This is a genomic window from Bacillus sp. EB01 (genome assembly GCF_000613125.1).
Taxonomy (GTDB): domain Bacteria; phylum Bacillota; class Bacilli; order Bacillales; family Cytobacillaceae; genus Bacillus_D.
The window spans coordinates 1,050,660-1,063,172 of the sequence record NZ_HG964497.1; the positions used below are offsets into that span (position 1 = coordinate 1,050,660).

At 43.2% G+C, this 12,513-nt stretch carries 14 protein-coding genes; 9 read left to right on the forward strand and 5 right to left on the reverse strand.

Annotated features, from left to right (window positions below):
- Position 1: 1 nt before the first annotated feature.
- Together TY16_RS04750 and TY16_RS04755 are read right to left on the reverse strand one after the other, a co-directional pair.
- Positions 2 to 229, reverse strand: a complete 228-nt coding sequence (locus TY16_RS04750) for a DUF2997 domain-containing protein (RefSeq protein ID WP_043930621.1) — start codon at positions 227 to 229, stop codon at positions 2 to 4.
- A 104-nt stretch (positions 230 to 333) separates the two neighbouring features.
- Positions 334 to 1,998, reverse strand: coding sequence for an AAA family ATPase (locus tag TY16_RS04755; protein WP_043930622.1), 1,665 nt, complete (start codon positions 1,996 to 1,998; stop codon positions 334 to 336).
- Positions 1,999 to 2,556: 558 nt separating this feature from the next.
- Between TY16_RS04755 and TY16_RS04760 the strand changes: the two genes are divergently transcribed.
- The 3 genes from TY16_RS04760 (at position 2,557) to TY16_RS04770 (ending at position 4,367) form a co-directional block, all read left to right on the forward strand.
- Positions 2,557 to 2,838: an autorepressor SdpR family transcription factor gene (locus tag TY16_RS04760; RefSeq protein ID WP_043930623.1), complete on the forward strand. Its 282-nt coding sequence runs from the start codon at positions 2,557 to 2,559 to the stop codon at positions 2,836 to 2,838.
- A 2-nt stretch (positions 2,839 to 2,840) separates the two neighbouring features.
- The gene (locus tag TY16_RS04765) at positions 2,841 to 3,476 is read left to right on the forward strand and encodes an SdpI family protein (protein ID WP_043930624.1); all 636 of its coding nucleotides are present in this window, start codon (positions 2,841 to 2,843) and stop codon (positions 3,474 to 3,476) included.
- 315 nt (positions 3,477 to 3,791) lie between these two features.
- On the forward strand, positions 3,792 to 4,367 hold the full coding sequence (locus TY16_RS04770; RefSeq protein ID WP_043930625.1) for a GNAT family N-acetyltransferase: 576 nt from the start codon (positions 3,792 to 3,794) through the stop codon (positions 4,365 to 4,367).
- 328 nt (positions 4,368 to 4,695) lie between these two features.
- Here the strand turns inward: TY16_RS04770 and TY16_RS04775 are convergent, their stop codons facing one another.
- Positions 4,696 to 4,932 carry a hypothetical protein gene (locus TY16_RS04775; protein WP_231505679.1) on the reverse strand — a complete coding sequence of 79 codons (237 nt, stop codon included), beginning with the start codon at positions 4,930 to 4,932 and terminating at the stop codon, positions 4,696 to 4,698.
- Positions 4,933 to 5,095: 163 nt separating this feature from the next.
- Between TY16_RS04775 and TY16_RS04780 the strand changes: the two genes are divergently transcribed.
- On the forward strand, positions 5,096 to 5,485 hold the full coding sequence (locus TY16_RS04780) for a hypothetical protein (RefSeq protein ID WP_043930626.1): 390 nt from the start codon (positions 5,096 to 5,098) through the stop codon (positions 5,483 to 5,485).
- A gap of 11 nt (positions 5,486 to 5,496) precedes the next feature.
- On the forward strand, positions 5,497 to 5,985 hold the full coding sequence (locus tag TY16_RS04785; RefSeq protein ID WP_231505680.1) for a YfbM family protein: 489 nt from the start codon (positions 5,497 to 5,499) through the stop codon (positions 5,983 to 5,985).
- 238 nt (positions 5,986 to 6,223) lie between these two features.
- Here the strand turns inward: TY16_RS04785 and TY16_RS04790 are convergent, their stop codons facing one another.
- On the reverse strand, positions 6,224 to 7,060 hold the full coding sequence (locus tag TY16_RS04790; protein WP_043930629.1) for a DUF1206 domain-containing protein: 837 nt from the start codon (positions 7,058 to 7,060) through the stop codon (positions 6,224 to 6,226).
- A 280-nt stretch (positions 7,061 to 7,340) separates the two neighbouring features.
- Between TY16_RS04790 and TY16_RS04795 the strand changes: the two genes are divergently transcribed.
- Both TY16_RS04795 and lepB read left to right on the forward strand, forming a co-directional pair.
- The gene (locus tag TY16_RS04795; RefSeq protein WP_043930631.1) at positions 7,341 to 8,468 is read left to right on the forward strand and encodes an OB-fold nucleic acid binding domain-containing protein; all 1,128 of its coding nucleotides are present in this window, start codon (positions 7,341 to 7,343) and stop codon (positions 8,466 to 8,468) included.
- A 138-nt stretch (positions 8,469 to 8,606) separates the two neighbouring features.
- Positions 8,607 to 9,137: a signal peptidase I gene (gene lepB / locus TY16_RS04800; protein ID WP_043930633.1), complete on the forward strand. Its 531-nt coding sequence runs from the start codon at positions 8,607 to 8,609 to the stop codon at positions 9,135 to 9,137.
- A 62-nt stretch (positions 9,138 to 9,199) separates the two neighbouring features.
- On the opposite strand, the gene pdxR is transcribed toward lepB, so the two are convergent.
- The gene (gene pdxR, locus TY16_RS04805) at positions 9,200 to 10,615 is read right to left on the reverse strand and encodes a MocR-like pyridoxine biosynthesis transcription factor PdxR (protein ID WP_197028360.1); all 1,416 of its coding nucleotides are present in this window, start codon (positions 10,613 to 10,615) and stop codon (positions 9,200 to 9,202) included.
- 106 nt (positions 10,616 to 10,721) lie between these two features.
- On the opposite strand from pdxR, the gene pdxS reads away from it, so the two are divergent.
- Both pdxS and pdxT read left to right on the forward strand, forming a co-directional pair.
- Positions 10,722 to 11,606 carry a pyridoxal 5'-phosphate synthase lyase subunit PdxS gene (gene pdxS / locus TY16_RS04810; RefSeq protein WP_043930634.1) on the forward strand — a complete coding sequence of 295 codons (885 nt, stop codon included), beginning with the start codon at positions 10,722 to 10,724 and terminating at the stop codon, positions 11,604 to 11,606.
- A gap of 1 nt (position 11,607) precedes the next feature.
- Positions 11,608 to 12,213, forward strand: coding sequence for a pyridoxal 5'-phosphate synthase glutaminase subunit PdxT (gene pdxT, locus TY16_RS04815; protein WP_043930635.1), 606 nt, complete (start codon positions 11,608 to 11,610; stop codon positions 12,211 to 12,213).
- Positions 12,214 to 12,513 lie beyond the last annotated feature (300 nt).

Consider the following 12,513-nt stretch of genomic DNA (forward strand, 5'->3'; position numbering starts at 1 on the left):
CCTACCGTTCCTCCTTTGCGATTTGGCGGTTGACAGTCCATTCAGTTCCTTCCAGCTCAACCTGTTCTTTCTCGTAGTACTCGGAAGTATACTCGGAATCAACCACCTCGGCCTCAAGCAATTCCTCAAGTATCTTAATATAATCCGTGCATTTCTTACCCTTTATCCCAAGGACCTCGGCCTGAATTTGGCCATCGCTGAAAATCTGAACCTTTAACTGTTTTGGCAAAGATCAACACCGCCCCTTTTAAAAATCTTCTCATACTGTGTATATAATTAAATCATAACAGCCAGCCCGCATTTCGCAAACTGGCTAGGTTTAAAAAGACAAATTTAGAAATCCACAGCCCGGCCGCCGCGCGCAGAGCGAACATCATCATCTGACTTCGGTGGTGGAGCGACAACCGGCTCCTTGGCAGCACTAATATACTCAGCTCGGTCCTCTTTAGGAGTTGCAGCCACAGCCCGGACATTCGCCCATTCACGAATCGATGTAATCTGCTCAGCCTGGGTCACCGACAGCGGCACCGTATTTGAAATGGCCTTCTCAAAATCGCCAAAAGCGATACTGCGGTCCTCGGAAAACGCCTCGAACAGCGCAGCAATTACAATCTGTTCAATCTCAGCCCCGACATAGCCCTCGGTCATATCCGCAAGGCTCTCAATCACATCATCCGACACCACAAAATCGCCAACAACTTCAGGATTCTTTAATCGCTTCTCCATATGAAGCTTAAAAATATCCATCCGTTCCTTCCTTGTAGGCAGGTCAACAAAGAAAATCTCATCAAACCGGCCTTTCCGCAAAAGCTCCGCCGGCAGCGAGTGAATATTATTCGCCGTCGCAACAACAAATACCGGCTTTGTTTTTTCCTGCATCCACGTTAAGAACGTCCCGAAAATTCGGCTCGAAGTCCCGGAATCACCGCTCCCAGACAATCCGCTAAAGCCTTTCTCGATCTCATCAATCCAAAGAATAGAGGGGGAGATAGCCTCAACCGTCTGGATTGCCTTGCGCATATTTTCCTCGGAACTACCGACGATGCCACTAAAAATCTTGCCCATATCAAGACGCAAAAGCGGTAGGTGCCACATCGCGCTCACCGATTTTGCAATCAAGCTCTTTCCACAGCCCGGAACACCGGTAATCAGCACACCTTTAGGTGCAGGAAGCCCATACTTTTGAGCAGAATCGAGCCACGACTTATTCCGTTTCTTTAGCCAGCGCTTCAAATTCTCAAGCCCGCCGACATCCTCAATCCGCAAATCGCTCTTCACGAACTCAAGGATACCCGACTTCTTAATAATCTGTCGTTTTTCCTCAATGATGACCTCAACATCATCCACATCAAGCCGGCCATCTTCAACCATCGCCCGCGCGAACGCATTCTCTGCCTCATGCAGCGTCAGCCCAAGCGCCGCCTTCGCAAGCCGTTCTTTCTCCTCATCCTCAAGATCAATCGTAATCCGCCCGCCACGCTGATTCGCATAAATCATCTCCTCAAGCACATATTTAATCTCAGAAAAAGAAGGCAGGTCGAAATCAACAATAGTAAAATCCTTCTGCAAATCGTTCGGCAGCACCAGGTTCGGACTCACAAAAATTACATTCTTCGGACTCGGGCTCTGCTTCAAAAACGGCAGCAAATCCCGGATCTTCCGAATTACCTCCGTATTCGCCGGACGATTATTCGCCCCAAAATACACATGAAAATCCTTTAAAATGAAAATCGCTGGATGCTCATACTTCCCTATGTAATCAAGCGCCTTAATCGGATCCTTCGTATCCCCGGAGCCCTTCTTGCCATACTCCGCCAGTCCATTCGTCACACTCCACGTAAACACCGTCCGCGTCGTCTTAATCAAGCTCTCATCACTTACCACCGAACGAATCACCGACAAAGCCCGCTCCTCTTCCCACGTCGAAATATACAAATATGGAAAACGCGCCTTCAATAAATTCGCAATCAACACCTTAAACTTCGAATTCCCTTGCATACAACATAACCCCTTTATTCATCTACTCCAGCCACAAAACGGCATCATCTTATAAAATTCAACAATAAACCCCTCAAACCCTCTTTTTTGGAAAAACTGGCCGGTTCATCAGGTCCTTGATCTGGAACTTGTTTAATGATTCAGGACGGATTTTTCGATATTCAGGACACATTTTTCGATATTCAGGACACATTTTTCGATATTCAGGACATTTCCCGAAAAATACAGGACATTTCCTAAACAATACAGGACAGATTTTCAGTTTTTCAGGACAAACTCCATTCCAACCCAATAAACTGAGAACGGACCAACCTTAAAGAAGTCCAAAAACCTCTGGAAATAAAGAAATTTCATTATACCGAGAAGGAAGGTCATTGTGCAAAATTCGGTAATCCTATCTTTGTCGCGGACCTTAACGGGACAGGGTAAATTAACACTCCAAAAATGCAAGCAAGGTAAAAAATAGGGTGTCTATATAAATTGCTAAAATCATATTTACTTATTCACATAATCAATGTAATATTTAGTTAAATACTTAAATATTATGGGGAGTTAATTATGCAAGATACATTTAAGGCCCTCTCAGATCCCACCCGGCGTAAGATATTGGATCTTTTAAAGCAAAAGGACCTAACCGCAGGGGAAATATCCGACCATTTTAAAATGACTAAACCGAGCATTTCTCAGCATCTGAAAATATTAAAACACGCCAACCTTGTGCATGACGAAAAAAAGGGTCAATTTGTAGTATATTCTCTTAATACAACGGTATTTCAGGAAATTATTAGCTGGGCTTTGCATTTTGCTGATCAAACAAGTGGGAGAAAAGGGGAGGATTGAATATGAAAAAACGTGTATTACCGATTATTATTATTGCCTCTACCATCATTTTATGGCTTGTCTTTTATAACAAGCTTCCTGGGGAAGTCCCAATACATTGGAATTCAAGTGGTGAAGTAGATGGATATGCTACCAAGTTTAATGCAATGTTAATGTCACTTGGCACTATGGTTTTGATCTATTTAGTTCTGGTGTTTATCCCTAGAATTGATCCGAAAAAAAGCAATTATAAATATTTCTCAAAAGGTTATTCCATCATAAATCTCTCAACATTACTGTTGTTTTTTGTAATTAATATATTAATGCTATTAGCCGGTCTTGATTATAAAGTAAATGTGAGCATAGTCATGCCAATCTTAGTAGGCATTACCTTCATAGTCATTGGAAATTATATGCCCCAAATGAAGCCGAATTATTTTGTCGGTATAAAAACACCATGGACACTTAATGATGAAAATAACTGGAAACAGACACATCGTTTCGGAGGAAAGACATTTATTATTGGCGGGTTACTTTTGATACTTTCAATCTTCCTGCCCGCTAGATTTGTTGATATCAGTTTTCTAATTATCTTAGTAATTCTTCTGTCTCCTATTGTGTATTCCTTTATTTTATTCAAGAAAAAAAGTATAGAGTAGGTATTTTTTTAAAAAACAGCATTGTTTGCTGGGTGCAGGTTTTAATTATAACAGGTATCTAATAATATGAATAAATGCTCTAGATAAAAAAAAATCTAAAGTATAGGTTCTATAAAATTCCTAGTTAGTAAAACTTAACTGGGGATTTTTTTGTTATGAATTAACGGAGGAGCCGTACCATATTTTATTGAGAGATACTAAGAAGGATACTACGGGCAGTTTAGTGGAAGAAGGAATTAGTACCTCCTGAAGAGAAATACTGTACAAACCATTTTCAATATCTGATGATAGTTCCCATTAAGGAGGGTGGCTTTTTTGGTGATTGATAAGCTATTTAGCGATTTTCCGAACTTAGAAACCGAAAGACTTAAACTTAGAAAGATAACTTTAGATGATGTAGAAGATATGTATTCATACTGTTCTAATGAGGAAGTGCCAAAGTACTCTTCTTGGAACGCTCACAATTCTTTAGCGGAAACAAAGGAGACTATTGAAAGGATAATAAATCAATGGGAAAATAAGGAATTGGTTCATTGGGGAATTGAATATAAAGAAAACAGAAAATTAATTGGTACGATTGAATTTGTCACATGGGATACACAACATAAAGTTGCTGAAATCGGATATGCTCTATCTCAGGATTATTGGGGAAGGGGAATCGCCACAGAAGCAGCAACTGAAGTAATAAAGTATGGCTTTAACAATATGAACTTGGTTCGTATTCAAGCAAGATGCTACTTAGAAAATATCGGTTCTGCACGCGTAATGGAAAAGGCAAAGATGTCCTTTGAAGGTGTAATTAGGAAGAGGCTGTACGTCAAAGGAAAACATCAAGATTTAAAAATGTATTCAATAATAAGCGAAGAGTTTTACCTCCTTCATAAAAGCTAGTTATATACGAGTCATATGTAAAAGCCGTAGTTAAGAGGTGTGGTGTATTAAAATCCTTAAGAAAATAAGGATAATTGGTTGTTGAAGGAAATGTACTTACTAAAAATCAGACACTAAAAAAATGTAGTGTCTGATTTTCTTTTATTTGTCTCCTGAATGTTTTCAATAAGAAAGATTGTGAACTGTTGTACTTATACGTTAGTAGAATAAGCTAATAAAAAAACCGAAACTCCTATAAAATTGGGAATTTCGGTTTTCTTACCCTAAATATCAACAGTAAACTTTAAACGGAGCCAAAACTAAAAACACAGTAGCATGCTCGAACCCGCTAAATTTTACCCAACTCATTATCAACAATTTCCTTCTGCCGCTCGATAATGTCAATCGCCTGATTGGACACATCCTTTAACTCCTGGTACAGCTCCTGAGAAGCCTGTGGATCACCTTGCTTTACCTCATCATAAATCTGCTCGACCAGCTGCCGCCTTTTGTGCCCGGCCTCGCGCAGCTCATCGCCCAGCTTTTCCAGTTTATTGAAGTCGATCGTTATCCCTCCTGACAACATTTTCAATTATTTTCCCGAAACACATTAAAACAATCCCCCTGATTGCCAATGTTGAATGGAAATTATTGGAACAAACCCGTAGAAACCTCTCAAAGAAGGAAATCCGCCCTCAAACCGAGAATAAATAACACACCCAACTAAAGAGCTAGCAGGGAGGAAGCAGATGAAAGAGGAACAAAATGTTGGGCAAACTAAAGAAAAAGCCCAACCTAGCAACTTGAAAACTAAACTGAAGGAAAATAGCAAATCGATTATGATTTTCCTGTTTCTCGTTATACTCGTCCTTCCAGACAAGTACAATTGGACAGACATAGCCTATCTTGTTATCCTGTTTTTCATAGCCTACCTGTCGGCCTACATAGACGAAAAACCAGCCTGGAAGGGGCTTTTCTATTCCTTTCTGGTAGTCGCCATCGTGGCCGCAGTTGCCGTCACCACCGTAACGCTATTTCCGCAAATCCCGTACATTGCACTGATTGCAATCATCGCAGTCACAGGGTTTGGATGTACATACCTGATAGGCTCAAAGCCAACACATACGAAAAGGAGATAATCCCATTGAGCATGATCGCAAGCTTTTACAGAATCCAGCCAGAACTTCTCAATGAAATCAAAGCCAATCCGGACGACATCTATGACATCTTCGACAACTCCGACGATATCCAGGAACTAGAACTCGACATCGACACATCGTGGCACGGCATCTATTTCCTGCTCACCGGTGACACACCGAAAGACCAAGTCCCAGACAACATCGGCAAAGCCATCCTGGGCGGAACCGAAATCGGCGACGATTTCTCAGGCAATGGGCCAGCACGTTATTTCGAACCAAACGAAGTAGCTCAACTATACAGTGAACTGAAACAAATTCCCGCAAGCCAACTCGCCGAACGCTACGATATCCAGACACTCAACGAAAACAATATTTACCCAATGGGTAAACGCTGGAGCGCCGACGACAAGGAATTCCTAATCGAAAACTACGATTTCCTCGTCAACTACTACAAAACAGCCGCCGAAAACAACCAGGCAATGCTGCTGGTCATCAGCTAAGAGGGAAGAGGATAAAGCGAAAAAGGACGCAACCATAACTATTTGTTTCGACAATTTCCAAGGAAATAATGTTACAAATGTTTACTTAATTTTCAGAAATCTTTTTTGTGGGAAAACTGGTCGACGCCCGGCCGAACTTCCGCATCATATCTACGCCCAAAGTTGGGCATATTGTCGTTGCTCTAATTCACTCAAAAAGCTGCCACGAAACTCTAATCGTGGCAGCTGCAATCCTAACCTATTTCCCAAAATTCATATGCTGGTAGCGTCCTCGAATAATTTGGTAGACTCCATACAATACTAGTCCAACAGCAACAATCGCCAGCAGAAAGCGCCCGAATGGCTGTGCTGCCAATTCAGTTAAAGCTCCTTCCAGGCCTTTGGATTCGTTGGGGTTATGGGTGTACGCCGTCCGAATGAAGAAATATCCTACCATGCTTAAAACAATCCCCCGCGCACTCAGCCCGATTTTACCTGACAGCCGGGCGATTTTCCGCTCCTCTGCATTCATTTCATACGTTTTGAATCTGGACATGAATTTTTCTTTCACACCGCTATACAGTTCATGAACACCATATCCAATGATAATAACGCCTACCAATCCGACCAGCCATACGCCGAAAGGCTGCTCCATCAACTTGGCGGAAATAGTTTTTTCTGAATTGCCGCCCGCACCACCAGTGTGGCTGGCCAATTTGAAAGCGGCATAGGCCACGTTCGCATAAATTATCGCGCTGATAAAGTAGCCGGTTCTTTTAACAAGGCCCTTCGCATCGGTCCCATCATATTCAGGATCCTTTATCGCTCTAATAAGTTCCCATAAGATATACCCGACCAAGCCAATTCCAATTAACCATAAAGCAACCTCGCCAAACGGTTTTTCGGCGATTGACCGGAGAACACCAGATGTTCCGGTAATGTCACCTTTGGGCCCAAAAGCAGCCAAAGCGGCGAGCACCCCAATCAATACATACACGATACCTTTTGCAATATAACCAAAGCGGCCAAAACGGCGCACCCATGGCTTCACTTCTTCCATTTTATCCATTGCCAGCGCTTTCGAAGGCGAATTCATATTAGGCACACATCCTCTACATTCTCTTACCTCTCAATTCCCGCATTACCTGAAAAAGAAACAGCCATTATTTTCATAGCAATAAGGGACGATTCCCCTTAGGAAGGATTCGTTTTTCCGTGGTAAAGAAGGCAAAATAGTACAACAAATCTATTGTTTATCCCTAATCCCCTGCATTTTTTTAGAAAAATAGAACTAAAATCCACAACATCCGGGTATAAATGGGAGTATGAACAAGTCCGCCAATACATATATGTATAAAAAAAGGAGGATAAACGGTTTGTATAACTATTCCAATATGACCAAATTAATAGATGAATGGGCTGACTTCCATTACCTGTCTTTTTTTGATGAAGACTTCAATAAAATCAGCAAAAAAGAATATCTTGGCAAACTGGTCCGCGTCGGCGGCATCATCGACTATATTCAGGAAACCGAACCCGGCATCAAGACTCTTTCAATCAGCAACTACCACGGCTCACTCCTCCTAGAAGCCGCAACCAAGAATTTCGCCAAAAACGACACGCCATATAAAAGGGGAACCCTTATCCTCGCAGAAGGAATTTTAATAGAGGAAACCGGTCATAAGATTAAATTAATCTGCCGGAATATCAAGCCTTTCACCCATGAATTCTCACTTTATCGGAGCTATCTCGACATTTACAGGGGCAGGGAACAAATTCTTCCGCCAATCCATGAACACATCGAGCGCTATGACGACACCGCCAAACAAATCACAATCGGTGGCAGAATTGATAATATCAGTTTCCTTGACGACGAGCTCGCTTACTATGAAAAGACCCGGGCAATCGTGATGATTGACGACGGATTTAGTAAGTACCCAATAGAATTTACAGACTACAACTCACGAAGCCTGCTGGAAGGCTATCGGAAAGGGGACGTCGTTTCAATTGAAGCGATCCTCTACAAACTGCCGCTTTCCATTCTGACTCAGCACAAAGTAACCTACAAATTCTTCGGCAAAACCGTCAACCGCATCGAAATCAAAGAAAAATACATTTATATCACCAACATCGAACTTTACCAACTAATCCACAGCAAAGTAACAGCAATCAGTGCCCAGCTCGGCACCGAATGCCCGCACGGCTCGGAAGTCACCGTTGCCGGCATGATCAAATCAATTGTCATCTCAAAAAACTGGCTAGAAACAGAGAGCGACAAAGGTCATTTTGTCTCTATCCAGATTGACGACGGAATCGGCACCTTCAACATCGAACTGCCATACCACTACTTCCGGAAAATCCACCGCAAGTGGAACTACGAAACCGGTGATATCATCACCGCCACCGGTAAAGTCTACAAACTAAAACAAAACGAACCAGCTAAAGTACTCTGCTGGGACCTCCAGCCGCTAACAAGGGACATTCTCAATCTCCCAAAAAGATAAGTGCGGCAAACTGGAGATAGTTCTTAGTCTTCCGGTACAAGAACTGTCCCTAATTTGCCAAGCTGCCTTGCTATACATCATCGCTGCCAAGTGTGGTAAAATAATCCTAAGGACAGCCACGCTGAAAGGGTGAATCGAATGGCGAGTAAAAAAGAAGTCTGGGATTGGTTCAAATCAATTGTGATTGCACTCATAATCGTAATTGTGGTGAGGACATTCCTGTTCACACCTGTCATTGTAGAAGGGGCGTCCATGATGCCGACCTTGCATAATAACGAACGAATGATGGTTACAAAAGTCGGCGACCTCGAACGCTTTGACATCGTCGTCTTCCACGCAAACGAAACAGAAAACTACATCAAACGCGTCATCGGCCTGCCTGGTGACAAGATTGAATATAAAAACGATAAACTCTTCATTAACGGCAAACAGTACAAGGAACACTATTTGGCTGAATACAAAAAAGAACTGGATTCATATGGCGATACAGGCCCACTCACAAACAATTTCACCGCCACCGTTCCGAATGACACCATTTTTGTCATGGGAGACAACCGCCGCAAAAGCATGGACAGCCGTCACATTGGCCCAATTTCCATGGACAAAGTCATCGGTGAAACCAACATCGTCTTCTGGCCAATTGAGGACGTAAAAATACTTGGCAGATAGAGACCATTCAATAACATAAAAATGGCCCGGTCAGATTAAGATGACCGGGCCTTACTGTGTTTTTAAGGTAAACGAGATTCAACCTTTTTTACCCCCCAGCACGCCATCAATTGGTGGATGCCTTTTTCGATTCCCTCCAGAGGAATACCCCCAAAGCCTAACAAGAAGGTTGGATCCTCATAATCGATTGGCCCTAAAAGGTAATCACTTATTGGATAAATGGCAATGTTATTTTCGGCTGCCATCTGTTTTAACTCATCTTCGCCTTTTCTTAGAGGGACAGATATCAGAATGTGCATACCGGCCTGGTCGCCTGTAATCCGGACGTCAGGGTAATCTGCCGCAAAAATCTGAGTGATTTTATCATGCTTTTTGCTGTAAATTTTCCGCATCCGGTTTAAGTGTTTTGAAAAATGTCCATCCCTCATAAAGCTGGCTAAAATATGTTGATCGAATCGGGGGACGGTTGCCGAGTAATAACTGAATGTTTCTTTATATTTCCTAAGTAATCTTGGAGGCAATACCAAATAAGCTACCCGCAAGGAAGGCATCAGTGATTTGGTAAACGTGCTTATATAAATGACTTTGTTATTCTGGTCCAAGCCATGCAATGCAGGAATCGGCTTACCTGTATAACGGAACTCGCTATCGTAATCGTCCTCAATGATATAGCGATTTTCATCTTTCGCGGCCCACTTCAAAAGCTGGGTTCTTCTTGTTGCCGATAGAACGGCACCGGTAGGAAATTGGTGTGAAGGTGTAATGTAAACAACATTGGCGTTTGTTTTTTCAAGTTCATCGATTACTAAACCATCTTCATCTACCGGAACCGGTATAGCTGTTTCCTGCAAGTGTATTCTCGGAATTGCTGAATATCCCGGATTTTCAAGGGCGAATTTCGAATCATTCTCCAGCAATCGTAAAATCATCGGCAGCAAATGCTCCGTCCCCGAACCAATCACTATTTGTTCCGGTCTGCAGACAATCCCCCTTGATTGATAAAGGTAGTTTGCAATTTCAGCTCGCAAGGCGTATTCCCCTTGAGGTTCCCCGATTTGTAAAAACTCCTTTGAACCCGTATCAAATAAATCCTTCGCATATTTCCGCCAAAGTGAGAAAGGGAAGGAGTCCCCATCTATTTTTCCTGGATGGAAGTCGAATTCAAATGATCTTTTCACGTTCCTAGCTTCAGGCAGCTCAAGTATTTCTTTTTGAACATAAGGTAATTCATCAATCTCTTCGACAAAAAAACCAACACGCGGTTTTGAGGCAATAAAGCCTTCCGCAAGAAGCTGGGCATAGGCGATTTCAATTGTCGTTTGGCTGATATTCAGAAAGTCAGCCAGCTTTCTTTTTGATGGCAATTTCGTTCCGACTCCGATTTGCTTATGGATAATCGCGTTCTTAATCCCTGAATAAAGCTGGTCATATAAGGGCTTTTCTGTACTTTTATCCAATTTAAACATAAGCATATCCATTTGCAAACCTCCAACCCTGACCTTATCGTTTTTTAAAAAACTGAGCCTTTTTATATGGTCAATTTCTATTATACTGAAAATTATTAACTTATTGGAGGTTTTTTTCATGAAAGAGGTTGGAACCGAACGAGTAAAACGTGGTATGGCCGAAATGCAAAAAGGCGGCGTCATCATGGACGTCATCAATGCAGAGCAGGCAAAAATCGCTGAAGCTGCAGGGGCAGTTGCAGTTATGGCCCTCGAGGCAGTGCCGTCAGATATTCGCAAAAATGGCGGAGTAGCCCGGATGGCGGATCCGCGCATCGTCGAGGAAGTGCTGAACGCTGTTTCTATTCCGGTAATGGCAAAAGCGCGTATTGGCCATATTGTAGAGGCGCGTGTATTAGAAGCAATGGGTGTCGATTATATAGACGAAAGTGAAGTATTAACACCTGCCGATGAAGAATTTCATCTTTTAAAAAGCAATTACACTGTGCCGTTCGTTTGTGGATGCCGCGATTTAGGGGAAGCAGCACGCCGGATTGGTGAAGGGGCGTCAATGCTTCGGACAAAAGGTGAGCCAGGAACAGGAAATATCGTTGAAGCCGTTCGCCACATCCGAAAGGTGAATGCGCAAGTACGACGCGTTGTCGGCATGAACGAGGATGAACTGATGACAGAAGCGAAAAACCTTGGAGCGCCATTCGAGTTGCTCTTGGAAATCAAGAAACTCGGTCGCCTGCCAGTTGTAAACTTCGCTGCCGGTGGAGTGGCGACACCTGCTGATGCAGCTCTAATGATGGAACTCGGAGCAGACGGTGTATTTGTCGGTTCAGGAATTTTCAAATCTGACAATCCTGAAAAATTTGCCCGCGCAATCGTTGAAGCAACAACTCACTATCAAGACTACAAACTGATTGCCGAAATTTCAAAAGAGCTGGGAACACCGATGAAAGGCATCGACATTTCAACACTACATGCAACCGAACGGATGCAGGAACGTGGCTGGTAATATGCTGAAAATTGGAGTTCTTGCATTACAAGGTGCAGTCAGAGAGCACATCAGGCAAATTGAAGAGCTTGGCTGCGAGGCAGTTCCTGTCAAATCAGTTGCGGATCTGAGTGAACTTGATGGTCTCGTACTGCCGGGCGGAGAAAGTACGACAATGCGGAAACTGCTTGACCGCTACGAGCTGCTGGAGCCAATACGTAATTTGGCTGCCAACGGAGTTCCGATGTTCGGAACATGCGCGGGCCTGATTTTATTGGCAAAAGAAATCGTTGGCTATGATACCCAGCACCTAGGGTTAATGGATGTAGTGGTTGAACGGAATTCATTTGGACGGCAAGTAGATAGTTTCGAAGTCGGACTATCGGTTCCGGGCGTAGGTGAAGAGATCCCAGCGGTTTTTATCCGGGCACCGCACATCGTGTCCGTTGGGGAAAATGTTAGAGTTCTCGGCAAACACGAAGACCGGATCGTCCTGGCTCAAGACGGCCAATTCCTCGGCTGCTCTTTCCACCCGGAACTAACAGAAGACACTCGAATTATGAGACACTTCATTGAAATGGTAGCGCACAGCAAAGAGGAGCACCTCTCTTTAGCCGAAGCAAACTAGGGACTGTTCGGAATACATCAGCTTCATGCCTCTCCGTTTTGGAGGGAAAAAATATTTGAGGGTGTCCCAAAAGTTTGCTTGGGACACCCTCTTTTTGGCTCTATGGTTTCCGCAACACAAAGGGAAGCTCCTGAGAATCATCATCGCAGAGACAGGCCCATTTTGCCTGTCACGAGGAGTCTCGCGTACTTTATGGCGGCATGGGGCCAGTCCAACTCGGAGCCTAGCCAGTTTTCGTCCTTGGCAAGCTTCCTCGTTTATCTAGTAGTTGTGAGAAGTGTTTAGAAGGAGATTTACTAG